Source organism: Novosphingobium clariflavum, assembly GCF_026420865.1.
Taxonomy (GTDB): domain Bacteria; phylum Pseudomonadota; class Alphaproteobacteria; order Sphingomonadales; family Sphingomonadaceae; genus Novosphingobium; species Novosphingobium clariflavum.
In genome coordinates, this window is record NZ_JAPCWC010000004.1 from 262,813 (window position 1) to 286,519 (window position 23,707).

The 23,707-nt window shown below is 67.1% G+C and carries 24 protein-coding genes; 11 read left to right on the plus strand and 13 right to left on the minus strand.

What is annotated here, in order from left to right; genetic code table 11:
• From OKA11_RS07360 to OKA11_RS07370, 3 genes are all read right to left on the minus strand, one after another.
• On the minus strand, window positions 1–1,218 hold the full coding sequence (locus OKA11_RS07360; RefSeq protein ID WP_267219562.1) for an efflux RND transporter periplasmic adaptor subunit: 1,218 nt from the start codon (window positions 1,216–1,218) through the stop codon (window positions 1–3).
• Between the two features lie 348 nt (window positions 1,219–1,566).
• On the minus strand, window positions 1,567–1,866 hold the full coding sequence (gene sciP, locus OKA11_RS07365; protein WP_142636453.1) for a CtrA inhibitor SciP: 300 nt from the start codon (window positions 1,864–1,866) through the stop codon (window positions 1,567–1,569).
• Window positions 1,866–2,201, minus strand: coding sequence for a hypothetical protein (locus OKA11_RS07370; protein ID WP_267219563.1), 336 nt, complete (start codon window positions 2,199–2,201; stop codon window positions 1,866–1,868). The genes sciP and OKA11_RS07370 overlap by 1 nt, the downstream gene beginning before the upstream one ends.
• 173 nt (window positions 2,202–2,374) lie before the next feature.
• On the opposite strand from OKA11_RS07370, the gene mnmA reads away from it, so the two are divergent.
• Window positions 2,375–3,559, plus strand: coding sequence for a tRNA 2-thiouridine(34) synthase MnmA (mnmA, locus tag OKA11_RS07375; protein ID WP_267219564.1), 1,185 nt, complete (start codon window positions 2,375–2,377; stop codon window positions 3,557–3,559).
• Window positions 3,560–3,605: 46 nt separating this feature from the next.
• Here mnmA and OKA11_RS07380 read toward each other — a convergent pair whose 3' ends face one another.
• Together OKA11_RS07380 and OKA11_RS07385 are read right to left on the minus strand one after the other, a co-directional pair.
• Window positions 3,606–4,499, minus strand: a complete 894-nt coding sequence (locus tag OKA11_RS07380) for an SPFH domain-containing protein (RefSeq protein ID WP_267219565.1) — start codon at window positions 4,497–4,499, stop codon at window positions 3,606–3,608.
• A gap of 427 nt (window positions 4,500–4,926) precedes the next feature.
• Entirely contained in the window at window positions 4,927–5,298 is a 372-nt protein-coding gene (locus OKA11_RS07385; RefSeq protein ID WP_267219566.1) for a hypothetical protein, read from the minus strand.
• Between the two features lie 31 nt (window positions 5,299–5,329).
• Here OKA11_RS07385 and OKA11_RS07390 point away from each other — a divergent pair, with 31 nt between their 5' ends.
• Window positions 5,330–6,511 (plus strand): serine hydrolase domain-containing protein, encoded by a 1,182-nt coding sequence (locus OKA11_RS07390; protein WP_267219567.1) that lies wholly within the window; start codon window positions 5,330–5,332, stop codon window positions 6,509–6,511.
• Window positions 6,512–6,954: 443 nt separating this feature from the next.
• Here OKA11_RS07390 and OKA11_RS07395 read toward each other — a convergent pair whose 3' ends face one another.
• Both OKA11_RS07395 and pdxH read right to left on the minus strand, forming a co-directional pair.
• Entirely contained in the window at window positions 6,955–7,884 is a 930-nt protein-coding gene (locus tag OKA11_RS07395) for a cation diffusion facilitator family transporter (protein ID WP_267219568.1), read from the minus strand.
• A 10-nt stretch (window positions 7,885–7,894) separates the two neighbouring features.
• Window positions 7,895–8,512 (minus strand): pyridoxamine 5'-phosphate oxidase, encoded by a 618-nt coding sequence (gene pdxH, locus OKA11_RS07400; RefSeq protein ID WP_267219569.1) that lies wholly within the window; start codon window positions 8,510–8,512, stop codon window positions 7,895–7,897.
• 235 nt (window positions 8,513–8,747) lie between these two features.
• Between pdxH and OKA11_RS07405 the strand changes: the two genes are divergently transcribed.
• From OKA11_RS07405 to OKA11_RS07420, 4 genes are all read left to right on the plus strand, one after another.
• Window positions 8,748–9,713, plus strand: coding sequence for a DnaJ C-terminal domain-containing protein (locus OKA11_RS07405; RefSeq protein ID WP_267219570.1), 966 nt, complete (start codon window positions 8,748–8,750; stop codon window positions 9,711–9,713).
• Between the two features lie 77 nt (window positions 9,714–9,790).
• Window positions 9,791–12,691: an isoleucine--tRNA ligase gene (gene ileS / locus OKA11_RS07410; RefSeq protein ID WP_267219571.1), complete on the plus strand. Its 2,901-nt coding sequence runs from the start codon at window positions 9,791–9,793 to the stop codon at window positions 12,689–12,691.
• Complete coding sequence (lspA, locus tag OKA11_RS07415; protein ID WP_267219572.1) at window positions 12,688–13,224, plus strand: signal peptidase II; 537 nt, start codon at window positions 12,688–12,690, stop codon at window positions 13,222–13,224. The genes ileS and lspA overlap by 4 nt, the downstream gene beginning before the upstream one ends.
• Before the next feature lie 4 nt (window positions 13,225–13,228).
• Window positions 13,229–13,645: a DUF3035 domain-containing protein gene (locus OKA11_RS07420; protein WP_267219574.1), complete on the plus strand. Its 417-nt coding sequence runs from the start codon at window positions 13,229–13,231 to the stop codon at window positions 13,643–13,645.
• Between the two features lie 129 nt (window positions 13,646–13,774).
• Here OKA11_RS07420 and OKA11_RS07425 read toward each other — a convergent pair whose 3' ends face one another.
• Complete coding sequence (locus tag OKA11_RS07425) at window positions 13,775–15,109, minus strand: hemolysin family protein (protein WP_267219575.1); 1,335 nt, start codon at window positions 15,107–15,109, stop codon at window positions 13,775–13,777.
• A 247-nt stretch (window positions 15,110–15,356) separates the two neighbouring features.
• Between OKA11_RS07425 and OKA11_RS07430 the strand changes: the two genes are divergently transcribed.
• Together OKA11_RS07430 and nadC are read left to right on the plus strand one after the other, a co-directional pair.
• Window positions 15,357–16,031, plus strand: a complete 675-nt coding sequence (locus tag OKA11_RS07430) for an OmpA family protein (protein WP_267219577.1) — start codon at window positions 15,357–15,359, stop codon at window positions 16,029–16,031.
• A 154-nt stretch (window positions 16,032–16,185) separates the two neighbouring features.
• A complete protein-coding gene (gene nadC, locus OKA11_RS07435; RefSeq protein ID WP_267219579.1) occupies window positions 16,186–17,046 on the plus strand; it encodes a carboxylating nicotinate-nucleotide diphosphorylase in 861 nt (286 codons plus the stop codon).
• 7 nt (window positions 17,047–17,053) lie between these two features.
• Here the strand turns inward: nadC and OKA11_RS07440 are convergent, their stop codons facing one another.
• Window positions 17,054–17,509, minus strand: a complete 456-nt coding sequence (locus tag OKA11_RS07440; RefSeq protein WP_267219580.1) for a nucleoside deaminase — start codon at window positions 17,507–17,509, stop codon at window positions 17,054–17,056.
• A 116-nt stretch (window positions 17,510–17,625) separates the two neighbouring features.
• On the opposite strand from OKA11_RS07440, the gene rpmB reads away from it, so the two are divergent.
• Entirely contained in the window at window positions 17,626–17,910 is a 285-nt protein-coding gene (gene rpmB, locus OKA11_RS07445; protein WP_267219581.1) for a 50S ribosomal protein L28, read from the plus strand.
• Window positions 17,911–18,152: 242 nt separating this feature from the next.
• On the opposite strand, the gene OKA11_RS07450 is transcribed toward rpmB, so the two are convergent.
• From OKA11_RS07450 to xseA, 4 genes are all read right to left on the minus strand, one after another.
• Window positions 18,153–19,148, minus strand: a complete 996-nt coding sequence (locus tag OKA11_RS07450) for an esterase-like activity of phytase family protein (protein ID WP_267219582.1) — start codon at window positions 19,146–19,148, stop codon at window positions 18,153–18,155.
• Between the two features lie 63 nt (window positions 19,149–19,211).
• A complete protein-coding gene (locus OKA11_RS07455) occupies window positions 19,212–20,093 on the minus strand; it encodes a M23 family metallopeptidase (protein ID WP_267219583.1) in 882 nt (293 codons plus the stop codon).
• On the minus strand, window positions 20,090–20,293 hold the full coding sequence (locus OKA11_RS07460) for a DUF2093 domain-containing protein (protein WP_267219584.1): 204 nt from the start codon (window positions 20,291–20,293) through the stop codon (window positions 20,090–20,092). The genes OKA11_RS07455 and OKA11_RS07460 overlap by 4 nt, the downstream gene beginning before the upstream one ends.
• 26 nt (window positions 20,294–20,319) lie before the next feature.
• Entirely contained in the window at window positions 20,320–21,849 is a 1,530-nt protein-coding gene (gene xseA, locus OKA11_RS07465) for an exodeoxyribonuclease VII large subunit (RefSeq protein ID WP_267219585.1), read from the minus strand.
• 5 nt (window positions 21,850–21,854) lie between these two features.
• Between xseA and purD the strand changes: the two genes are divergently transcribed.
• Together purD and OKA11_RS07475 are read left to right on the plus strand one after the other, a co-directional pair.
• Window positions 21,855–23,141 (plus strand): phosphoribosylamine--glycine ligase, encoded by a 1,287-nt coding sequence (gene purD, locus OKA11_RS07470; RefSeq protein ID WP_267219586.1) that lies wholly within the window; start codon window positions 21,855–21,857, stop codon window positions 23,139–23,141.
• A 4-nt stretch (window positions 23,142–23,145) separates the two neighbouring features.
• A complete protein-coding gene (locus tag OKA11_RS07475) occupies window positions 23,146–23,697 on the plus strand; it encodes a hypothetical protein (protein ID WP_267219588.1) in 552 nt (183 codons plus the stop codon).
• Window positions 23,698–23,707: the final 10 nt, after the last annotated feature.

Below are 23,707 nucleotides of genomic sequence, written 5' to 3' on the forward strand. Positions count from 1 at the left end.
TCAGTCGGCCTTGGCGGCAGAGACAAGCTGGGGCTTGACCTTGTCGCCGTCGTTGAGGAACCCGCCGGCGCGCAGCACGACCTTCTCGCTGCCCTGCAGGCCCGACTTCACGACGATCCCCCTGGGGGTGACGATGCCGGTCTGCACCGGCTGGCGGTGCACCACGTTCTTGGCATCGACGATATAGACGAACGAGCCCTTGTCGTCGTTCTGGATCGCCGATTCGGGAAGCAGGGGCGCGTCCACCGCGCCGCTGCCGATGGATGCGCTGGCAAAGCCGCCGGGGCGCAGCGCCGGATTGTAGGCCAGCAGGATGCGCGCGACGCCCTGGCGGTTGCTCGGATCGATCACCGGCGAGACCTGCCAGACATGGCCGATGAAGGTATCCTTCGAGCCGACCGGCGTCACCCGCGCTTCGGCGCCGACGCCGATGCGCGAAAGGTCATCCTCGCTGAGCTGGGCGAGCAGTTCCATCTCGCCTTCCTTGGCGAGGCGGAACAGCACCGCGCTGCCGCCGCCGACCACCTGACCCTGCTCGACGTTGCGTTCGAGCACGAGACCGGCCGCGGGGGCGACGATGTTGAGCCGCGCGGCCTGCGCCTGAAGCTGGCCGAGCTGGGCACGGGCGACACGCACCTGCGCATTGGCGGAATCGCGCGTCGCGGTCAGACGGTCGATGTCCGCTGCCGAGATGAAGCCGCGATCGACCAGCTTGAGCGCGCGGTCGAGGTTGGCCTGGGCGAGACGGGCATCGGCCTGGGCCACCGAGATCTGCGCGGACTGCCCGGCCTGCTGCTGGGTCTGCACCGAACGATCGACCACCGCGAGAACCTGGCCCTGGCGCACCCAGTCACCCGGCTCGACCAGGACCGAGCGCACCTGCCCGCCCTCGCCGACCGAGCCGATCGGCATGTCGCGGCGTGCCGCCAGCGAGCCGGTGACGGAAATCTCGCCCTGCACCGGCACCCGTCCGGGCACCACCACGGTCACCGCCGGGGTCTGCGCATCGGCGTCCTTGGGGGTATCGCCCTCACCGCCCTTGTGCACCGCGAACCAGATGCCGATCACCGCCACGGCGGCGGCAACGATGATCCAGAGCCACTTGCGCGAGGGACGCTCCTGTTCGGCATCGCCCGTCGGCGGCCCTGCCTCCAACCTGCTGTCGGACATGGCCACCTGCGCGTTCTCCCCGGAATCAATTCTGCTGTCGTAATTCATCTTCACCGCAAGCCCTGCGACCGCCCCCTGAACACGCTCCGATCTGCCGCCATGGAATAGCCCCCATGCCTCACCCCTCGAACCGTGCCGCCGCACCGGCGCGAGGCACCAAACCACGCACCGCCCAGCGACGGAAAAAACATGCGAAACGACATATACCTGCGACAGAAGCGAGGCAATCGACTGTCGGCCTGCGGCTAACCATGATCGACCAGCGTCGAGCGCCCAGTCACCGGCGGGAAGGGCCCGGCGGTTTTAGGGAAGCGGCGGAAGTAAAACGCAAAACGGCGGCGAACCGGAGTTCGCCGCCGTTTTGCATGGGCTGAGGGAGCCTGGTCAGCGCCCGGATCAGTACTTCTGCTGACGCTCGTAAAGATCGCGGTAGTGTTGAATACGCGTGACGCGCAGCCCCTGCATGCCCGAACGGTCGACCGCGCGCTGCCAGGAAGCGAACTCCTCGAGGGTAAGCTTGTAGCGCTCGCACACTTCATCGATCGTGAGCAGGCCGCCGTTGACGGCCGCGACGACTTCCGCCTTGCGGCGCACTACCCAGCGCGTGGTGTTCGGCGGCGGCAGCGAGTCGAGCGTCAGCGGCTCTCCAAGCGGCCCGATCACCTGCGCGGGACGTATCTTCTGGTTCTCGATCATCAACACCCTCGTGCACCGGTGCTGCGTCCGCCGGTGACGGATGCGAAACTGACTACCCTGGACTTGCGAATGGTTAAATCATTTGGGTTAATGGTTGGTTCCCCGCCATCATAAGCATGAATCACATTTGCCGCGGGCTTGGCAAAGCTGCCGCAACCCGGGACACGTGCCGCCGAAGGCTCGGCGTCGAGCACCGCACGCAGATCGTGTGCAGCGAAAAGTCGGGAACGCAAGGCAAACCAGTCGATCGGAACGAAAGCCGGGATGAACTCCTCGCCGTCGCGACCAGACGCATGCCCTGCTATGCAGGTTTCATGTTCAAAAGCGATGTTCATGCGCCCTGCTTACAACAGGGGTAGTCAAAGGACGGTAAAAGCCCTCTTTACCGATTCTTTACCTTGATTAACCGTCGCACGCGTCGCTTCGTCCCGCCGCGGCATTTCCTCGCCGCCACCTCGCCGTGCAAGAACGGTAGGATTCTCGGGCATCTCGCTGTATGGGGCAGGCCATGACCGCCCTTTCCGATCTTGCCGGACTGGTGGCCGGCCTCGACCCCGCCGACCTGTTCCAGCTCCCCGCGCCCGTTAACCTTCGGCGTATCGTCGTCGCCATGTCCGGCGGCGTCGACAGTTCCGTCGTCGCCGCGCTGGCCGCCGCCACCGGCGCCGAGACCATCGGCGTCACGCTCCAGCTCTACGACTATGGCGCCGCCACCGGCCGCAAGGGCGCCTGCTGCGCCGGCGACGACATCCGCGACGCCCGCGCCGTCGCCGACAGCCTCGGCATCGCCCATTACGTCTTCGACCACGAGAGCCAGTTCCGCGAGGAAGTGGTCGAGCGGTTTGCCGACGACTACATGGCCGGCCGCACGCCGATCCCCTGCATCCGCTGCAACATGGGGCCCAAGTTCACCGACCTGCTGACGATGGCGCGCGACCTCGGCGCCGACTGCCTTGCCACCGGCCACTACGTGCGCCGGGTGATGGGGCCGGCCGGGGCGGAACTGCACCGCGCCACCGATCCGGCACGCGACCAGAGCTATTTCCTCTACGGCACCACCGAAGCCCAGCTCGATTTCCTGCGCTTCCCGCTGGGCGGCCTGCCCAAGACCGAGACGCGCCGCCTTGCCGAAGCCGCCGGCCTGCGCAACGCCGCCAAGCCCGACAGCCAGGACATCTGCTTCGTCCCGGATGACGATTATGCCAAAGTCGTCACCAAGGTCCGCCCCGAAGGCAATGCCCCGGGCCCGATCGTCCATGCCCTGACCGGCGAGGAACTGGGTACTCACCGCGGCATCATCCACTACACTGTCGGCCAGCGCCGCGGCATCGAGATCGGCGGCCAGCCCGAGCCGCTCTACGTCACCCGGATCGAGGCCGAGGGCCGCCGCGTCGTGGTCGGCCCGCGCCGCCTGCTCGGCGTCGCCGCCGCGCGCATCACCGAGACCAACCGCATCGGCCCGCTGCCCGAAGGGCCGCTGACCGCCAAGGTCCGCTCGCTGGCCAAGCCGGTGCCGATCACGCTCGACGGGCCGCTGGGCGAAGGCGCGGACACGACGATCCGCTTCCACGATCCCGAATACGGCGTTGCCCCCGGACAGGCGGCGGTGATCTATGCGGGCGACCGCGTGGTCGGCGGCGGCTGGATCGAGGGCACCACCCCGGTGGAGAGCCCCGAGGACGCGGCCGCCTGAGGGACACCGGCGATGCGCGGGGTTTCCCGCGCATCGCCGTCCGGCGTTACTGCACGCCCAGGAACGGCACCGGGCCGGAACCGCTGTAAGTCGGCAGCTTGCCGTCCCACTTCTCGACCGCGCGCATCCGCACGATCTCGGGGTTGGTGCGGATCGCCTCGGCCTCGACCTGGATCGCCTTCGCATCGCCTTCGGCCTTGGCGATTCGCGCTTCGGCATCGGCGCGGGCGGTGGCGACATTGGCCTGCGCGGCGAGCGCGGCCTGTTCATTGGCGATCTTGGCGTTGATCTGCTCGAGCACGCGGTCGGGCACGCCGATGTTGCCCGCCCAGTAGACCTGCTCGACCTCGAGCCCCACCGGCGCGAAGAACGCCTGGACCCGGCGCTGCGCGGTCTGGATCAGCTCCGCCTTGTGGTCGCCGTAGATCTGCTCGACGCCCAGCTGCGCCGCGCGCTCGACGATGGCATTGCGAATCGCGTTGCGCATCGGCCCTGCAATGATCTGGTCCATGTCGGTGCGGTAGCGCTGGAACAGGATCGGCGCCTTGCGCGGATCGATATGATAGCTCACCGCCACGTCGGCCTTGAGCGAGAGCCCGTTCTTGTCCTGGAAATTGAAGCTCTCGTCGGTCGGGCTCTGCTCGGTGGCATTGCCCGTCCAGGTATAAGTCCGCGTGAACACCGGATACTCGTAGATATGCGTGCCGGGAGGCGCGATGTACCAGCCCACGCCCAGCGCATCGGGCGAAACCCCGCCGGCTATGTTGTTGACGCGGATGCCGACATTGCCCGGTTGCACCCGCGCCATGCTGGACGACACCACCAGCCCCGCCGCGATCACGCCGACCACCAGGCCGCCGCGCCCGGCAAGGCTGCGCAAGGCGCGCCCCAGCCCCCTCAGGCGGCGCATGCTGTCCTGTTCACTGTCGAGATAACCCATCTATCTTCTCCTTGCGGGAAGAACCGCTCCCCTGTCGTTGCCGACCGACGGCAAGCAGGCAGGGCGCTGCGACGAATGAGCCGGTGCCAGCCGGGCAGGACGCGGGAACCGCCTTGCGGCGGGGCGCCTGTTCCGGCGGCGATCGTTTGTCGGGTGGGTTCGGGGTCGACGGATGCGCGGGAACTGCCCGAAGGCAGCGCGCGCAGGCGAGGACGACGAAAGCAACAGCCAAAAATCGCTGCGTGCCATGGATGCGGGAACATCCTGCACTGGACCTAAAGCTCAAGCCGTAACGCCGCTACACCTGCTCCTTCATGGAAATTGCCGTTTCGACGGACGTGAATCTATCGCAACCGCAGCCGCCCGCAAGTGAATCCGGATGGCGATGATTGCATTCGGTGCAACCAGGTTGCACGTCTTGCATGCGTCAGTGCGTCCAGGGTTCCAGCTGGCACCCGCGATCGGACGCGAAAGTGGCGGTCTGGCTGGCAAGAAGCGGTACGCTGGCCTTCACGCTATGGCTCTGCGGATCCTCGGAGAGCGAGACCAGTCCGGCCACGCGCCCCAGCTTCGCCGCCGCCAGATCGCCCTTGCAGGAGCCGAGATCCCGCTCCGACACGAATCGGCAGATGCACCCGGTGCGCGCCGCGAAGGACGTGGCGACGATCGCCTGCCCGCGCAGGCCCGGCCAGGCCATGCCCAGCAGGACAACCAGCACCAATGCCGCCAGCAACAGGGCATAGCGCAGCCACCGTGAAAACGGCCTGTCCCCGACCCTGTATGTTCCGGCTGTTGCCATCCGTTCGCGCCTCGCACATCACACCCGCGTCATGCCGGTGCGCCGCCCTCCCCATATCCTCGCCCTCTTCCTCGTGCCAGCCCTGCTGGCGCCGCTCTCGGGCTGCGGAAAGTCTGAACCGGACGGCCCGCCCCCGCCAAGCGCGGAATCGCAGGCCGCCATTCACGACGATGGCGGCGCCCCGCGCGAATCGCTCGGCCGCGCGATCGACGGCCTGTTCGACGAGACCGAAGTGGGCCGCACCGATGCCCTGCTGATTTTCAAGCGCGGCTCGATCGCGGTCGAGCGCTATGGCGCCGGAATCAAGCGCGATACCCGCCTGCAGGGCTGGGGCATGGGCCAGTGCGTGACCGCGCTGATGATCGGCCAGCTGGTCAGCGACGGCCGGTTGCGGCTCGACGAATCGGCGCCGATCCCCGAATGGCAGCGCCCCGGCGACCCACGCGGCGAGGTTACCTTGCGCCAGCTCCTGCAGATGCGCTCCGGTCTGCGCCACGAGGAAAGCGGCCTGCCTGCATCCGAGCGCGCCTCCGAAATCGCCCGCCAGTCCGACCGCATGCGCATGCTGTTCCTCGACGGGCGCGACGACATGGCCGCCTATGCCGAGGCGCAGCCGCTCGAAGCCCGGGCCGGCACGGTGTTCGAGAACAGCGCGGCGACGCCGGTGATTCTCTCCGATCTTGCCGCCCGCGTGCTCTCGCCCGATCCCACGCCCGACCGCCGCCGCGTGGCGGTGGGCGAATACCTCCGCAACCGGGTGCTGCTGCCGCTCGGCATGAATTCGACGCTGGTGGGGTACGATCTCAAGGGCACGATGATCGGCTCGGCCATGGTCCATGCCTCGGCGCGCGACTGGGGCAAGCTGGGCGAGTTCCTGCGCCACACCGGATCGGTGCAGGGCGCGCAGGTGCTGCCGCGCCGCTGGGTGCAGTTCATGCTCAGCCCCTCCCCGCGCAATACCGCCTATGGCGCCGGGGTCTGGCTCAACCGCGCCAAGGCTAGCGAGGCCAAGGGCGAAGGCGGCGCAACGCTGTTCCCCGGCATGGCGCCGGCCAATGCCTTCGCCTGCGTGGGCGAATATGGCCAATACGTGATCGGCTCGCCCGACCAGTTGCTGACGGTCGTGCGCCTCGGCGAAAGCGACCGCGCGCAGGAAACCGAACTGCACGACCGGCTGGGCAAGCTGCTGGCGATGTTCCCCGGCGGGGTCTGAGATTCTCTAGAGCAGTTTCCGATCCGATTGCATCGGATCAACTGCTCTAGGATTTTGGTTTTTCGCGTTTTCCGAGTCATCAGGTGATTCCACCTGATTAGAAAACGCTCCAATTGCGCAAATGCCCCTGGGGCATTTTGCCGCACACCTCGATGGTGCGGCTTACGCGTTTACGGCCGAGGTCGTAAACTCATAAACGGAACCATCGAGGCGCCCAAATGGCGAACAGATCGGGCCGAAGTTGCCGCCGGGCGGGCTGGTTGCCCGTCCAAGGCAGCTTCGGTGCGAGATGGAAGCCATTTGGGCGCCCCTTCGGGGTTTGACCAAAATGGCCCAGCGCTGCGTCGGGAAGTCTTGAAATATCGACATATTCCAGCGCCTTCCCTCCTATCGCTGAGCCATTTTGCCTCAAACCTCGATGGTGCCGTTTATGAGTTTACGACCTAGTCCATCGTCACGCGAATCGGCGGCAACACGTCCTTGCCCGCCGGACCGATCTCGTCGACCAGCCCTTCCGGATCGGGGTGGATCAGGATCTCGAGATCCGGGAACACCGCGTGGAGCCGGTCCTCGATCGTGTCCATGACCTTGTGCGCCTCGCGCACGGTCATCTCGGCATCGACCCAGACGTGGAACTGCACGAAGTCCCTGTTACCCGAAGTGCGCGTGCGCAAGTCGTGAACGCCGGTGATGTCCGGGTTCTGCGCCAGCACTTCGAGGAAACGCTGCTTCTTCTCGGCCGGCCACTCGTGATCCATCAGCTGGTCGAGCACGGCCTGCGACGCGCCCCATGCCCCCCAGGCCAGCCACGCGGCGATGCCCAGCCCGAACAGCGCATCCGCCCCCGCCAGCCCCGCGTAGTTCTCCAGCACCAGGGCGACGATCACCGCGATGTTGAGCAGAAGGTCGGACTGGTAATGCACGCTGTCGGTATGAATGGCGATGCTGCGCGTGCGGCGGATCACGTGGCGCTGCCAGGCGACCAGCGCCAAGGTCACCCCGATCGCCACCGCCGAGACGGCGATGCCGCCCTCGGCCCCTTTCACCTCATGCCCGGAAACCCACTGTTCGACCGCGCGGCTGGCGATGCCCAGCGCCGAGATCGAGATCAGCACGATCTGAAACAGCGCCGCGATCGCCTCCGCCTTGCCGTGGCCGAAGCGGTGCTTGTCGTCCGCCGGCTGCGCCGCGATCCACACGCCGAGCAGCGTGCCGAGGCTGGCGACGAGGTCGAGCGTGGTGTCGGCCAGGCTGCCGAGCATCGCGGTCGATCCCGTGCTCCAGGCCGCCCAGGCCTTGAGCGCGAGCAGCACGGCAGCCGCGCCGATGCTGGCCAAGGCAGCGCTGCGGGTGAGGAAGGCGTGCTCGCTCATATCGGGCCGCTCACGGATAGAGCAGCGAGCTGGTCCAGCCCGCCGCAGCCGCCTCGTCGCGCACGAAACGGCGGCGTTCGTGGAGGCGGAAATCGCGGTCGTGCCAGAACTCGATGGCCGAGGGGACCACGCGGTATCCGGTCCAGTGGCGCGGGCGCTCCACCGTGCCGCCTTCGAAACGCTCGCGAGCCTCTTCGTAGCGGGCCAGGAAGGTCTCGCGGCTGTCGAGCGGGGCCGACTGGTCGGAAGCCACCGCGCCGAGCTGCGAATCGCGGGCGCGCGAATGGAAATAGCTATCCGCCTCGGCATCGCTCACCGGCGAGAGCACGCCCTCGATGCGGATCTGGCGGCGCAGGCTCTTCCAGTGGAACAGCAGCGCGACATGGGGGTTCTGGGCGATCTCGCGGCCCTTGCGGCTATGGCCATTGGTGTAGAACACGAAGCCGTCCGGGCCGTGGCCCTTGAGCAGCACCATGCGCACCGAAGGCAGTCCGTCCGCCGTCGCCGTCGCCAGCGCCATCGCGTTCGAATCGTTGGGTTCGCTCGCCCGTGCCTCGTCGTACCAGGTCTGGAACAGCGCAAAGGGATCGCCGTGGGGAATGACCTCGTGCGCCTGCTGGGATTCCATCTGCAATTCCTGAATTGGTGCGGGCCGCTCCACACGGGAACGGCAGGCACGGTCTACACGCTTCGGCCGGAGAAATCCCGCCGATCGCCACACTCCTGCCCGCCCTCGCCCGGACCTGCCTTGATCCTCGGCAAATCCCGTTCGGGGGGAAGCACATGCGCCTCGCCATAGCTGCGGTGAAAGAACTAGGAAAGCATCGCTTGCCGAGCGGCGCGCACGATCCTAGCTAGGGCCCATGGCAGCAGACCCTTATTCCACCCTTGGCGTATCGCGCACGGCCAGCGAGAAGGACATCAAGTCGGCTTATCGCAAGCTGGCCAAGGAACTCCATCCCGATACCAACAAGGACAACCCGAAGGCGGCCGAACGCTTCTCCGAAGTGACCGCGGCCTACGACCTGCTTTCCGACAAGGACAAGCGGGCCAAGTTCGATCGCGGCGAGATCGATGCCGACGGCAATCCGATGGGCTTTGGCGGATTCGGCGGCGGCGGTCAGGGCGGTTTTGGCGGCGCGGGCTTCGGCGGCGGCGGGCAGCGCGGCTTTTCGGGCGGCTTCGGCGGCAATGACGGGATCGACCTCGAAGACCTGTTCGGCGGCATCTTCGGCGGCGCGGGACAGCGCGGCGGCGGCGGATTCGGCGGCATGGGCAGCGGCGGTGCAGGCAGGGGCCGGGCAGCCCCGCGCGGCGCCAACGTGACCTACCGGCTCTCGGTTCCCCTGCTCGACGCGGCGGAACTCAAGCCGCAGCGGATCACCCTGTCGGACGGCAAGACCATCGACCTCAAGCTGCCGCTCGGCCTCGAGGACGGCACCCAGATGCGGCTTGCCGGCAAGGGCGAACACGGCCCCGGCGGCACCGGCGATGCCATCATCACCCTGCAGATCCAGCCGCACAGCCATTTCCATCAGGACGGCGACGACTTGCGGCTCGACCTGCCGGTCACGCTCGACGAGGCGCTGCACGGCGCCAAGGTGAAGACCCCGACGCCTTCGGGCGCGGTGATGCTCTCGGTCCCGGCGGGCGCCAGCTCGGGCAAGGTCATGCGCCTCAAGGGGCGCGGCATGACCCGCAAGGACGGCTCTCGCGGCGACCTCCTGATCAGCCTCCAGATCACCCTGCCCGAAGGCGATGCGGACCTGCTGAAGCGCCTCGAAGGCTGGAAGGATGCGCGCGACGTGCGCGCCAAGCTGGGGGTCTGATCGAAATCCGGCGAAAGCCGGATTTGGCAGCCCCGGCCCTTCCAACGGGCCCGCAATTGCTCTAGTGCGCAGCGGTTATGACCGAACAGCGTGACTATCGCAGCACCGTCTTCCTGCCGAAGACCGATTTCCCCATGAAGGCCGGGCTCCCCCAGAAGGAGCCGGGTATTCTTGCGCGCTGGCAGGAACAGGACATTTACGCCAAGACCCGCGAAGCCCGCGCGGGCCGCGAAAAGTTCGTGCTGCATGACGGCCCGCCCTACGCGAATGGCGACATGCACATCGGCCACGCGCTGAACCACATCCTCAAGGACATGGTCGTGCGCACCCAGACCCTCTTGGGCAAGAACGCACCCTACGTCCCCGGCTGGGACTGCCACGGCCTGCCCATCGAGTGGAAGGTCGAGGAAGAGTACCGCAAGAAGAAGAAGAACAAGGACGAGGTTCCGGCCGAGGAATTCCGCGCCGAATGCCGCGCCTATGCCCAGAACTGGGTGAACGTGCAGCGCGAGCAGCTCAAGCGCCTCGGCGTCAACGGTGACTGGGACAAGCCCTACCTCACCATGGACTTCCAGGCGGAAGCCACCATCGTCACCGAACTCTTGAAGTTCGCCGAGCATGACATGCTATATCGCGGCGCCAAGCCGGTGATGTGGAGCCCGGTCGAAAAGACCGCGCTGGCCGAAGCCGAGGTCGAGTACGAGGACATCGTCTCGACCCAGATCGACGTGGCCTTCGAGATCACCGAATCCGCGATCCCGGAACTGGTCGGCGCCTATGCCGTGATCTGGACGACCACGCCGTGGACGATCCCGACCAACCAGGCGCTCGCCTATGGGCCTGAGGTTGAGTACCACCACTACCGCGCGCATGACGGCCGCCGTTTCCTGATCGCCGTGCCGCTGCTGGAAGCGTTCTTCACGCGCAGCGGGCTAGGCCCGGTTGCCGAGAGCGTGACCGGCGAGGCCGATCTTTCCGAATACGCGCTGGGCACCTATCGCGGCGCCGAACTCGCAGGCACCCTCGCCCGCCACCCGATGCACGCGCTGGGCGGCTTCTTCGCCGAGCCGCGTCCGCTGCTCGCGGGCGATTTCGTCACCACCGAGAGCGGCACCGGCCTCGTCCACATGGCGCCCGACCATGGCGAGGACGACTTCCTGCTCTGCAAGGCCAACGGCATCGGCCCCAAGTTCGTGGTCGAAGCCGACGGCAAGTACCGTGAGGACTGGGGCTGGCTCGGCGGCCAGGGTTCGGTCATCAACCCCAAGTTCAACGCGCCGGACGGCCCGATCTGCTCGGCCCTCGCTGAGGCAGGCGCGCTGCTGGCGGCTTCGGCCGACTACAAGCATAGCTACCCGCACTCGTGGCGTTCGAAGGCCAAGGTGATCTTCCGCTGCACCCCGCAGTGGTTCGTGCCGATGGACAAGGTTCTCGGCCACCTGCCTTCCAAGACCCGCGCCGAGCGCCGCTGGGAAGGTGAGGGCGGCGCCATCGATCCGCAGGACGAGACCGCCGAAGCCTCGCCCACCCTGCGCCAGGCCGCGCTGGATGCCATCGCCGAAACGCGCTTCGTGCCCGAAAAGGGCCGCAACCGCATCGGCGCCATGGTCGAAGGCCGCCCGGACTGGGTGCTCTCGCGCCAGCGCGCCTGGGGCGTGCCGATCACGCTGTTCGTGAACCGCAAATCTGGCGAATACCTCGTCGATGCCGAAGTGAACGCCCGCATCATCGCCGCCATCCGCGAGATCGGCGTCGATGCCTGGTCGGACGCGCGCGCGCAGGAATACCTCGGCGACAGCTATAGCGCCGATGACTACGAGCGCGTGGTCGACATTCTCGACGTCTGGTTCGATTCCGGCTCGACCCACGCCTTCGTGCTCGAATCCGGTCGCTGGCCCGAACTGGTGCCCGCAGAGGATCACACCGGCCCGACTGCCGATCTCTACCTCGAAGGCAGCGACCAGCATCGCGGCTGGTTCCAGTCCTCGCTGCTCGAGAGCTGCGCCACGCGCGGCCATGCGCCGTACAAGGCAGTGCTGACCCACGGCTTCACGATGGATGCCAAGGGCTTCAAGATGTCGAAGTCGCTCGGCAACACCATCAGCCCGATCAAGGTGATGGAGACCAACGGCGCCGACATCATCCGTCTCTGGGCGCTCTCGGTCGACTATACCGAGGATCACCGCATCGGCGACGAGATCCTGAAGGGCGTGGCCGACCAGTACCGCAAGCTGCGCAACACCATGCGCTACCTGCTGGGCGCGCTCGACGGCTTCTCGGATGAAGAGACGCTGCCTGTGGCGGAGATGCCCGAGCTGGAGCGCTACGTGCTCTCGCTGCTGGCCGGCGTCGATGCCACGCTGCGCCAGGCGGTCGCCGACTTCGACTTCAACACTTACGTGCGCACCCTGCTGGACTTCTGCAACGAAGACCTCTCGGCCTTCTTCTTCGATATCCGCAAGGACTGCCTCTACTGCGACGCGCCTTCGGACCCGAAGCGCCGCGCCTATCGCACCGTGCTGGACACGCTGTTCCACGCGCTGGTGCGCTATGCCGCGCCGGTCACCGTCTTCACCGCCGAGGAAGTCTGGCAGAGCCGCTTCCCGGGCAGCGAGAGCGTGCACCTGCTCGAATGGCCGGAGGTTCCGGCCGTGGAGGCCGATGCCGCCCGCTGGGCAGAGCTGCGCGCCCTGCGCGTGAAGGTGACGGAAGCCATCGAACCGCTGCGCCGCGAGAAGATCGTCGGCTCCAGCCTTGCCGCGACCGTGACGGTTCCCGCGAATGCCCCGGAAGGCGACCTCGCCGAACTGTTCATCACCGCGAAAGTCGAGCGCGGGCAGGGCGATGAAGTGACTGTCTCGCCCTCCTCCGACCACAAGTGCGGCCGCTGCTGGCGCCACCTTCCGGAAGTCTCGGAAGACGGCGCCCTGTGCGAGCGCTGCGACGACGTGGTCGGCGCGCTGGAGACGCCGGCATGAACCTGTGGCGCAACCGCCTGATCGGGCTGCTGGTCGCGGCTGCGGTCTTCGTGGTCGACCAGGCGGTGAAGCTGTGGATGATCGGCAACCTCAAGACCCTGCCCACGGTGGAACGGGTGATCGAGATCCTGCCCATCTTCAACTTCCGCTGGACCGAGAACTACGGCGTCTCGCTCGGCCTGTTCACCGCCGGCTCGCCCGAGGGCCGCTGGGCGCTTGTCGCCATGACCGGCCTGATCGCCATCTTTGTGCTGGTCTGGCTGCTGCGCGAGCGCAAGATGACGGAAATCGCCGCGCTTTCGCTGGTTCTCGGCGGCGCGCTGGGCAATATCCGCGACCGTTTCAGCTACGGCTATGTCGTCGATTATGCCGACCTGCACTTCGGCGAATTCCGTCCTTTCCTCGTTTTCAACATCGCGGATGCCGCCATCACCATCGGCGTCCTGATTATCCTTGCCCGTTCACTGCTTTCGCGCGACAAGCCGGACACGAACGGCGGTCACGACACGGCTGATGCCGCCCCGGAGATTTGAGTTGATGCCCATGAAGAAGACCGGAGCCCTGATCCTCGTCGCCGCCGGCGCGGCGCTCGTGTCCGGCTGTGGAACCACCAGCATGTTCAATCACGCCGGTCCCGACGAATTCGCCGTCCAGCGCCAGACGCCGCTGGTCGTGCCGCCCGATTTCGCGCTGACCCCGCCCAAGGAAGGCCAGCCGCGCCCGAGCGACGACACCATCCAGCAGCAGACGCTCGATGCCCTGTTCGGCGGCCCGCAGGCCCGCAGCGACGTCGAGAAGTCGACGCTCAACCTCGCCGGCCCGGCCGACCCCGCGATCCGCTCGACCGTGGGCGATCCGGGCACCTACACCGTCGCCAAGGGCCAGGTGACCCGCGCGATCCTCGCCGCCCCCGAAGGCGACGGCCAGAGCGCGCAGACCGCCATCGGCGGCTGAGGTTCTCGAACCCCGATGCGAAAAGAGCCGGAAAGCGGGTCCGCTTTCCGGCTCTTTTCGCATCGGGAGCGCGGCCTCCACCCTGCGGGATCCCCCGCTGGGATCAGCCGCCCAGATCAGCCGCTCTGATCAGCCTTCTCCGGCGACCCCGTCCTCTCCCGCTTCATCGTCGATCCGCTCCACCAGCAGCTTGTCGATCTTGAGGCCGTCCATGTCGACCACCTCGAAGCGCCAGCCCTGCTCGGTGAAGTGCTCGCCCTCCTTGGGCACTTTCTTGAGCACCGCCAGCACGAAGCCCGCCGCCGTCGCATATTCGCGGTCGTCGGGCAGGGTGACGCCGAGCCGGTCGGCCAGCCCATCGGCCGGCATCAGCCCCGAGACCAGCAGCGAGCCATCCTCGCGCGCGACCAGCAGCGGGCTATCACCTTCGTCCTGGTGGCTCACGAAGCTGCCCGCCAGCGCCTCCAGCATGTCGGAGGTGGTGACGATGCCTTCGAGGTGGCCGTACTCGTCGTGGACCACCGCCATCGGCACTTCGGACTGCTGCAGCTTGCGCAGCGCATCCATCGCATCGAGCTGGTCGGGGATCACTTCCGCCTTCTTCATCAAGGCCGCGATCTCGACCGGGCGGCCTGCCACCAGCGCGGCAAGCACTTCGCGCAGCTTGAGGATGCCGAGGACCGTATCGGGCGCGCTTTCCCGCGCGACCGGCAGCAGCGAGTGCGGCGAGGATTCGATCTTGGCGCGCAGCGTCTCGATGTCGGCATCGATGTCGATCCAGTCGACCTGGTTGCGCGGGGTCATCACCTCGCGCACCGGGCGGTCGGCCAGACGCATCACGCCGGTCATGATCGCGCGGTCTTCCTCCTCGATCACGCCGGAACGCGTGGCCTCGGCAAAGATCATCTGGAGTTCTTCCGCGGTGATCTGCTCGTCACCGCCGCGGCGTACGCCGATCAGGCGCAGGATCAGGCCCGAGGAGCGATCCAGCAACCAGACGAACGGCGCCATCGCCTTGGACAGCCAGACCATCGGCTGCGCCATCACCAGCGCCACCGCTTCCGCCGAACGCAGCGCCAGTTGCTTGGGCACCAGTTCGCCGACGACGAGGCTGGCGTACGTCGTCACGATGATGACCAGCGTGAAGGCGCTCTCGTGCGAGAAGCGCGCCGGCACGCCCCAGGCTTCGAGCCGCTCGGACACCGGCTGCTCCATGCTGGCACCCGAATAGGCGCCGGCGATGATGCCGATCAGGGTGATGCCGATCTGCACGGTGCTGAGGAACTTGCCGGGGTCCGCCGCCAGGTCGAGCGCGGTCTTCGCGGCCCGGCTACCCTTGTCGGCGGATATCTTCAGACGCGCCGCGCGCGCCGAGACAATGGCCAGTTCGGACATGGAGAACAGGCCATTGATCAGGATCAGGCCGGCGATGATGAGGAGGTCAGTCCAGGGAAAGGGCGTCACAATGAATCCGCGCTAGCAGAAATAGCGGCCGGTGCGAAGAGCATGTTGCAAATGCAGCATTCCATCACACACCGGAAACACCATCGGGCCGGAAACACCAACAACCGATGCAGCCAAGGTGCTGATTGCAACGGCTTGTGCGGGAACTCGCGGGCATCCCACTCGTTCCTGCGGCATTATCCATATGCTATTCATGTGCACGACTGCACATAGTCGCCGGAAGAACTCGCTGAGGAAGGGCAAGAATATGATGAAATCCCGCCTGCTGACGTCGGCTGTCGCCGCGATCTCGCTCGTGGCCGTCTCGGGCTGCGTCACCGATCCCAATACCGGCGAAAAGAAGGCCTCGCGCACCGCGATCGGCGCGGGCGCGGGCGCGGGCCTGGGCTATCTGCTGGGCAGCGTGATCGGCGGCCGCAGCGCCCGCATCGTCGGCGCCGGCATCGGCGGCGTGGCCGGTGCGGTGGTCGGCAACCAGATGGACAAGCAGATCAAGGAACTGAAGGAACAGACCGCCGGTTCGGGCATCGACGTGACCCAGGAAGGCGACGGCATCCTCGTCAACCTGCCGGACGTGACCTTCGGCTTCAACTCCACCGAGATCACCCCCTCGTTCCAGCAGGCGCTGAACAAGGTGGCGGATTCGATGAAGCAGTATCCGAACAGCCTCATCGACGTCTACGGCCATACCGATTCGGTCGGCTCGGACGCCTACAACCTCGATCTCTCGAAGCGCCGCGCCGATTCGGTGGCCCGCTACCTGATCATGCAGGGCGTCTCCTCGGCCCGCATCCAGACGCAGGGCATGGGCAAGAACTACCCGGTCGCCGACAATGGCACCGAGGAAGGCCGCGCCAAGAACCGCCGCGTCGAGATCAAGATCACCCCGGTCACCACCGACCAGGCCCAGGCCGCACGGTAACGGGGCACTGGCCCGGTTGCCCGCGAAAGCGAAACATCGGGATGGGGCCGGACAGGATGTCCGGCCCCTTTTTGCTGTGTCGGGCGGGCAAAGCATCCCGGCGGCGCCCGAGCAATCTCGACATTGCGCTCCGAACGCGCGAAAGACCGGCGCCATGACCAGCTTCGCGATCCCCGGTTTCGACCTCGCCACCTTTGTCGATGCAACCCTGGCCGAGGATCTCGGCGTGGGCCTTCCCGGCGGCGGCCACGATGTCACCAGCGAAAGCGTGATCGCGGCCGAGGCCCGGTTTTCCGGGGTGATGGATTCGCGTGATGCGATCACCGTTGCCGGCCTGCCGATCGCCGCCGCCTTCTTCCGCACCCTCGATCCGGTGATGGAGATCGAGATTCTGGTCGAGGAAGGCGCGCGCGTCGCCCCCGGCACCAAGCTGATGCGCCTTTCCGGCAATGCCCGCGCCATGCTCACGGGCGAGCGCTCCGCGCTCAATACCGTGCAGCACCTCTCCGGCATCGCAACGATGACACGGGCCTACGTCGATGCGATGGAGGGCCGCGCCACCCTGCTGGATACCCGCAAGACCATCCCCGGCCTGCGCCACCTCGAAAAGTACGCGACCCGCATGGGCGGGGCCCAAAATCACCGCATGGGCCTGTGGGATGCCGCCATGATCAAGGACAACCACGTTCTTGTCGCCGGCGGCGTCGGCCCGGCCGTGGCGCGCGCCAGGGCGGCGGGCGTTGCCCAGATCATCTGCGAGGTCGATCACCTCGACCAGATCGAACCGGCCATCGCCGCGGGCGCACATCACCTGCTGCTCGACAACATGGGGCCGGACATGCTGCGCGAGGCGGTAGCGCTGGTGGAGGGCCGGGTGCCCACCGAAGCCTCCGGCGGCGTCCATCTCGCCACCATCGGCGCCATCGCCGCTTCGGGGGTAACCTACGTCTCGGTCGGCCGCCTCACCCAGAGCGCCCCGGCGGCGGACATCGGGCTGGACTTCACCCCGCTCTGAACCGCCCTCAGCGCCGCGCCCTGAAGAAGCTGCGGAGCATCTCGGCAGCTTCGGTTTCGCCGATTCCGGCGTAGACCTCGGGCCGGTGCAGGCACTGGTCATGCTCGAACACCCGCGCGCCATGTTCGACCGCGCCGCCCTTGGGGTCCGATGCCCCGTAATAGAGCCGCGCGATGCGCGCGTGGGAGATCGCGCCCGCACACATCGCGCACGGTTCCAGCGTCACCCAGAGCTCGCAGCCTTCGAGTCGCTCATTGCCGAGAATCGCCGCCGCCGCGCGAATCGCCTCGATCTCGGCATGGCTGGTGGGGTCGTGCCGCTCGCGCGGGCCATTGCGCGCAGCGGCGATGACGGCGCCGTCCTTCACCACCACCGCACCGATCGGCACTTCGCCGCAGTCCGCGGCTTCCCGCGCTTGCGCGAGAGCGAGTTGCATGTATGCGGGTAGCGGCCATCGGGTCATTCCCAAGCGCTAGCGGCTGAAAAAGCTGTGCGCAACTTGACCATCGCGGGGGGAATCGCTAAGGGCGCGCCTTCCCGTACTTAACGGCAACAGATTTTTTCGAGCGAGAGTTAGACATGTCCCGCATCTGCGAACTGACCGGCAAGGCCCGCCAGGTCGGCTGCAACGTCAGCCACGCCAACAACAAGACCAAGCGCATCTTCCTTCCCAACCTGCAGAACGTCACGCTTCTGTCGGACGGTCTGGAGCGCAGCTTCAAGTTCCGCGTTTCGACCCACGGTCTGCGTTCGGTCGAGCATAACGGCGGTCTCGACAACTGGCTGCTCAAGGCTTCGGACGAAAAGCTCAGCACGCGCGCCCTCAAGGTGAAGCGCGAGCTCAAGAAGAAGCTGGCCGCCTGATTCTCGCACGCTTCCTTCGGGAGGCGTGATTTTCAGGACATGCAACAAGGGCGTGCAGGCATTGTGCCATGCGCGCCTTTTTGCATGTCCGGATTCCGGACAGCGCCCCTCCGAGCGGCTTCAACGCATTGGCCCTGAGAGTCTGTTTGAAAAATGCCTGAAAGGGCATTTTTGGGCCGGGGCCGGACCGGTGGCGCGAAAGGTGCCGCGAAATTCGCTTTTCGCGAATTTCCGAACGGTCTCTAAGGCAAGTCCGCCGGATCGACACGCATCTTCCAGAGCAGCGTGCGCTGGAGCGGCGAATAGTTGTCGTCGGAGATCACCCAGACGGTCAACTGGCCGTCGGCGCGCGGCACCACCGCCAGCCCCTCGAAATTGTCGACCGGGAGGTCCGAGGACAGCTGTGCCACTTCCGTCACCCGCCAGGCCTGGCCGGCCCGAATCGCCTTGGGATCGCCAATGGCGATGCGTCCGGCAAAACGCTGGTGCATCGGCCATATCAGCCGCCGCATCAGCACGAGCAGCCGCCCGTCGGGCAATTGCACCATGTCGGTGGGGCTGAAGCCGGCCGGTCCGTCGAACGTGAAACGCTCCGCTTGCGGATTCTCGGTGGGATCGCCCGCAAAGACCACGGCCGGATGGAGGCGATCACTCCAGGGCGAAAATCCTTCACGCAGCAGGACGAATCGACCGTCAGCGAGACGGGTCATCGCCTCCGGCCCGGTGTTCACGCCCCAATCGCGCATCGATGAAGGGCTGACCCGCCGGTCGACCTGCAAGTCCGCGACTTCGAGTCCGGGAGTCATCCGGAAGATCGCATTGCGCCCTTCCAGCCCCAGCCAGATCGTGCCGGCCGCATCCTGCGTGGCCGACTCGACGTCGCGCGACGATTTCGAATCGTCATCGGAAAGCGGCAATTCCCCGATCCCGCTGTCCTGCTGCGATTCTCCGGGCGCCCGAAAACGCAGGTAATTACCCGAATCGCTGAGTGCCAGAAGCTCTCCGCCCGGGCGGATCAGCAGAGCCGAATAGCTGCCGAAACGATGGGTTCGACTGCGCAATTCCCAGATTCGTTCGAGATGGAACGGCCCCAGATGCGCCGCCATCCGATCGGGCGAGGGGAGGGCAACCGGTGTGAACCCGAGTTCGAACCTGTCCGTCAGGGCCGGGATCGGCGTACGTGCCCAGGTCAGCGGCAAAAGCGCCAGCACGGCGGAGAGGGCGATGACGCGGCGCACAAGAAGCGGGATAGGGAATCGTGCCGGGGCCGCAAGCAGCTTTGTGCGATTATCCCGCGCAAATCATGGCATTGGCCCCGTGAACAGGATCGGATCGAGCCGCGCATCGTTCCACTTGATCGACCAGTGCAGATGCGGCCCGGTCGCCCGGCCCGTCATGCCGATCCGCCCGATCACCTGCCCCTGCTTCACGTGATCGCCTTCTTTCACGAGAATCTGCGAACTGTGCAGGAAAGCGCTGTTGAGCCCCATACCGTGGTCGATCATCAGGAGGTTGCCCTCCAGCGAAAAAGGCCGTTCCGCGGCAAGGATCACCACCCCGTCGGCCGGAGCGACATAGGGCGTGCCGCTGGTGCCGGTCGCCATGTCGAGCCCCGAATGATAGGCGCCCGGCTCACCCTGATAGACGCGCTGCGAGCCGAATCGGCCGGAAATGCGCCCCTTCACCGGCCAGATGAAGTGCTGGCGCCAACCTTGCGCATCGGTCACCCGCGCGCGGGCGGCATTGATCCGGTCCAGTTCTGGCTGGCGGATCTTCATGAAAGCCGCGCTCGGACCGCCGGGCTTGCGGGGAATGTTGATATTCTCGATCCGCCAGGCACGCGGGGAGACGGGGATCGTCCGGGACACCGTGCGACCATCGGCGAGCGTGGCGACCAGGGTCTCGCTGGACCTGGCATCCCGATCGAATGCCGCGAACCAGGCGCCGTCCGGGGCGATCTTCACCGCTCCGCCATCGAGGGTGAGGGAACGCGTGCCTTGCGGCACCTTGCCGCGGATCCAGCCGCCCTGCGTCACTTCGCCGGAATAGGTAATGCCCGAAGGGCTGGTCTCGGCGCCGGTCACGCGGCTTGTCGCGGCCGGCGAAGCGCCGCCCAGCACGACAAGGCCGGCAACGGCGAGAGCGCCGCCGCCCAGCAGCGCGCCCCTGACTCTGCGGGTCATGCCTTTCCGAGCAGGCGCTTGGTCGCGATCTCGGCGGTGGCGTAAGGTTCCTGAAGCTCGGCGCTCCAGTACCGCAGCTCCTCGAGCGGGATTTTCTCACCGGTCACGGCACAGAGCACAAAATGGCCGCCGCTCAGCACGCGGAAACCATTGGGGCCGTATTGAAGCTTGGCGGGACGATCGGCGGAAGACATCAGCATGGGCAAATCCTAGCAGGTCGTGCTGGTCAAAACAAATCACCCTGCCTGGGTTCTTCAGGTTTCTGGCGCACCGGGCGCTTGGCAATCGCACCCTCGACCGGACCTGATGACACGGCCGCAGCCGCTGCAGGCGGGGTCGGATCAATAGAGCCCGCGCCACCTGAACCGGGCGTGACTTCCAGCGTACCATCGCGGAATCGCAGCAGAAGTGCGGCCTCCTGCGCGGCCTTGTCGCGCGTGGTCAGGGTGCGGCCATCGCGCGCGGTGACGCGGGCAAACCCCCGGTCCAGTGGCTTGTCGGGATCGAGCTGCGGCAGAACGCGGGCCATCGGCGCCAGCGAATCGCGCGCCATCGCCCAGCGGCGCTGGAGCAGGCGCGGATGCAGGCCCGCGCGCTCGATCCGCTCGCCCGAAACCTGCACGCGGTGGCGCAGCAGCGGGAGCGAGAGCTTTGCGGCAACGCGACCAAGCTGTTCGCGCTTGGCCCCGGCTTCATCGCGCAGGCCCCGGCGCAGGCGATCGGAGAGTTCGTCCAGCTTCTGTGCCTTGGCCGCGAGAATCGCCTCGGGCCGGGGCAGGCGCTGTACCCGCGCTTCCAGCCGCTCGCGCCCCAGAGTGACCGGGCGGAGCACGCAGCGGCGCATGCGATAGGCCAGTTCGTCAAGCGTCGCGGCCAGTTCCGCGCGCACCGGCACCGCCATTTCAGCGGCGGCGGTCGGCGTCGGCGCGCGGCGGTCGGCGGCATAGTCGCAGAGCGTCGTGTCGGTCTCGTGGCCCACCGCCGAGATCACCGGGATCGCCGATTCGGCCACCGCGCGCACGACCATTTCCTCGTTGAACGACCACAAGTCCTCGATCGAGCCGCCCCCGCGCGCCACGATCACCAGATCGGGGCGCGGCACCGCTCCGCCGGGCGGGATCGCCGAGAAGCCGCGCACGGCATTGGCAATCTGCTGCGCGGCGCCATCGCCCTGCACCAGCACCGGCCAGACCAGCACGCGGCTGGGGAAACGGTCGGCCAGACGGTGCAGGATGTCGCGGATAACCGCGCCGGTGGGGGACGTCACGACGCCGATGACCTGCGGCAGGAAGGGCAGGGCGCGCTTGCGTTCAGGCGCGAACAGGCCTTCAGCGGCGAGGCGGGCGCGCAGCTTTTCGAGCAGCGCCAGCAAAGCGCCTTCGCCGGCGATCTCCATCGTTTCGATGACGATCTGGTATTTCGAACGGCCGGGATACGTCGTCAGCTTGCCGGTGGCGATCACTTCCACGCCGTCTTCCGGGCGGAACGCCAGGCGCTGGGCACCGCCGCGCCACATGACGCCGTCGATCACCGCCTTGTCGTCCTTCAGCGCACAATAAAGGTGGCCCGACGCCGCCCGCTTCACGCCCGACAGCTCGCCCCGCAGGCGCACGAAGCCGAAGCGGTCCTCCACCGTGCGCTTCAGCAGATTCGAAATCTCGCTGATCGAGAGCGGCGCAGCGTTGTCCCCGGCCGCTTGCTTCGCTACCAGCCCACCGGAACGACCATCATCGAATTCGTCGTCATCGAAAGGCACGGGCAATGAATATCCTTCTTCTGGGCTCTGGCGGCCGCGAACATGCGCTGGCCTGGAAGCTGGCGCAATCCCCGCTCTGCGAGACGCTCTGGGCCGCCCCCGGTAATCCCGGGATCGCCGAGGTGGCAAGCTGCATCGACCTTGATGTCACCGATCATGCGGCGGTCATCGCCTTCTGCGAGACCAACGTGGTCGGCCTCGTGGTGATCGGCCCCGAGGCGCCGCTGGTCGACGGCCTTGGCGATTCGCTGCGCGCAGAGGGCTTTTCGGTGTTCGGCCCGAACCGGCAGCCGGCCCAGCTGGAAGGCTCCAAGGGCTTCACCAAGGACCTGTGCGAACGGGCCGGGATCCCCACCGCCGGTTACGAGCGCGTTTCCAGCGAAGCGGCGGCGATGGCCGCGCTCGCCAGGTTCGGCGCCCCGGTCGTCATCAAGGCCGACGGGCTTGCCGCCGGCAAGGGCGTGACCGTGGCGATGACCATGGACGAGGCCGAGGACGCCGTGCGCGAGATCTTCTCGGGCCGCTTCGGAGACGCCGGCGCCGAGGCGGTGATCGAGGAATTCATGGAAGGCGAGGAAGCCAGCTTCTTCGCGCTGACCGACGGCTCCACCATCGTCCCCTTCGCCTCGGCGCAGGACCACAAGCGCGTGGGCGACGGCGACACCGGCCCCAACACCGGCGGCATGGGCGCCTACAGCCCCGCCCCGGTACTGACGCCGGCGCTGGAAGCCGAAGTGCTGGAACGCATCATCGCGCCCACCGTGCGCACGCTGGAGAACGAGGGCATTCCCTATTCGGGCGTGCTGTTCCTGGGGGTGATGCTCACCGCGCAGGGCCCCAAGCTCATCGAATACAACTGCCGCTTCGGGGATCCGGAGTGCCAGGTGATGATGATGCGGCTTGAATCGGACCTCGTCGAACTGCTTCACGCCTGTGCCGACAATCGCCTCGCCGCGATCCAGCCGCCCCGCTTCAGCCCGGATACCGCGCTGACCGTGGTGATGGCGGCAGACGGCTATCCGGGTACGCCCGCCAAGGGCGGCGCCATCCACGGCATCGACAAGGCCGATGCGCTGGGCGCCAAGGTCTTCCACGCCGGCACCGCGCTCAAGGACGGCGCGCTGGTCGCAAGCGGTGGCCGCGTGCTCAACGTGACCGCACGCGGCGCTTCGGTGACGCAAGCCCAGGCCGGGGCCTATGCCGCCGTCGACGCCATCGATTTCCCCACCGGCTTCTGCCGCCGCGACATCGGCTGGCGCGAAGTGGCGCGCGAGAAGGCAGCCGGCGAGTAAGACGATGACAAGCAAGGCCGACACGGTTCTCAAGCTCTCGCTGGCGGCGGCCGTGCTGATCGCGGGAACCGGCGTGGGCTGGTACTACGGGGTCGTCCTGCCCGGCCAGGCCGCGCGCGAGGAAGCCCGGGTGGAGGCCCGCGAAGCGGCCGAGCGCGAGGCCGAACAGGCGCGGCGGAAGGCCGCCCAGCGGGCCGAGGCGGAAGCCCGGCAGCGGCAGGAATCGGCGCAGCTGGAATACCAGGACTGCCTCAACTTCGCGGAACTCTCCTACAAGGAGCGCTGGACCGCCAGTTGCCGGGCCCAACACGATGCCGACGTTGCCGCCTTCGAGGATTGCGCCGACGGCCTGTTCGCCACCGAGGAAGGCTGCCGCGCCCGCCGCCCCATCCGCCCGGACCGCGACTGTGCACTGCCCGGCCAGACCGCGCAGAGCTATGCGGACGCGCGTGCGCAGCGCAAGAACGAGTGCGCGGCCCGGTTGCAGGCGGCGCAGGGCGGGCAAGGACAGGCGGTGCCGCAGCAGGTTCCGCCGGCCCAGTCCAACGGGTTCTGAACGGACTCCC

Excerpts from the sequence above, each read along its gene's own strand:
- OKA11_RS07395 (WP_267219568.1), bottom strand. The coding sequence starts at position 7,884 with ATGAGCGAGCACGCCTTCCTCACCCGCAGCGCTGCCTTGGCCAGCATC.
- OKA11_RS07430 (WP_267219577.1), top strand. The coding sequence starts at position 15,357 with ATGATGAAATCCCGCCTGCTGACGTCGGCTGTCGCCGCGATCTCGCTC.
- sciP (WP_142636453.1), bottom strand. The coding sequence starts at position 1,866 with ATGATCGAGAACCAGAAGATACGTCCCGCGCAGGTGATCGGGCCGCTT.
- OKA11_RS07475 (WP_267219588.1), top strand. The coding sequence starts at position 23,146 with ATGACAAGCAAGGCCGACACGGTTCTCAAGCTCTCGCTGGCGGCGGCC.
- pdxH (WP_267219569.1), bottom strand. The coding sequence starts at position 8,512 with ATGGAATCCCAGCAGGCGCACGAGGTCATTCCCCACGGCGATCCCTTT.
- lspA (WP_267219572.1), top strand. The coding sequence starts at position 12,688 with ATGAACCTGTGGCGCAACCGCCTGATCGGGCTGCTGGTCGCGGCTGCG.
- OKA11_RS07405 (WP_267219570.1), top strand. The coding sequence starts at position 8,748 with ATGGCAGCAGACCCTTATTCCACCCTTGGCGTATCGCGCACGGCCAGC.
- nadC (WP_267219579.1), top strand. The coding sequence starts at position 16,186 with ATGACCAGCTTCGCGATCCCCGGTTTCGACCTCGCCACCTTTGTCGAT.
- OKA11_RS07455 (WP_267219583.1), bottom strand. The coding sequence starts at position 20,093 with ATGACCCGCAGAGTCAGGGGCGCGCTGCTGGGCGGCGGCGCTCTCGCC.
- rpmB (WP_267219581.1), top strand. The coding sequence starts at position 17,626 with ATGTCCCGCATCTGCGAACTGACCGGCAAGGCCCGCCAGGTCGGCTGC.
- OKA11_RS07380 (WP_267219565.1), bottom strand. The coding sequence starts at position 4,499 with ATGGGTTATCTCGACAGTGAACAGGACAGCATGCGCCGCCTGAGGGGG.
- OKA11_RS07390 (WP_267219567.1), top strand. The coding sequence starts at position 5,330 with ATGCCGGTGCGCCGCCCTCCCCATATCCTCGCCCTCTTCCTCGTGCCA.
- ileS (WP_267219571.1), top strand. The coding sequence starts at position 9,791 with ATGACCGAACAGCGTGACTATCGCAGCACCGTCTTCCTGCCGAAGACC.
- OKA11_RS07440 (WP_267219580.1), bottom strand. The coding sequence starts at position 17,509 with ATGACCCGATGGCCGCTACCCGCATACATGCAACTCGCTCTCGCGCAA.
- OKA11_RS07385 (WP_267219566.1), bottom strand. The coding sequence starts at position 5,298 with ATGGCAACAGCCGGAACATACAGGGTCGGGGACAGGCCGTTTTCACGG.
- purD (WP_267219586.1), top strand. The coding sequence starts at position 21,855 with ATGAATATCCTTCTTCTGGGCTCTGGCGGCCGCGAACATGCGCTGGCC.
- OKA11_RS07420 (WP_267219574.1), top strand. The coding sequence starts at position 13,229 with ATGCCCATGAAGAAGACCGGAGCCCTGATCCTCGTCGCCGCCGGCGCG.
- OKA11_RS07360 (WP_267219562.1), bottom strand. The coding sequence starts at position 1,218 with ATGAATTACGACAGCAGAATTGATTCCGGGGAGAACGCGCAGGTGGCC.
- OKA11_RS07460 (WP_267219584.1), bottom strand. The coding sequence starts at position 20,293 with ATGCTGATGTCTTCCGCCGATCGTCCCGCCAAGCTTCAATACGGCCCC.
- OKA11_RS07370 (WP_267219563.1), bottom strand. The coding sequence starts at position 2,201 with ATGAACATCGCTTTTGAACATGAAACCTGCATAGCAGGGCATGCGTCT.
- mnmA (WP_267219564.1), top strand. The coding sequence starts at position 2,375 with ATGACCGCCCTTTCCGATCTTGCCGGACTGGTGGCCGGCCTCGACCCC.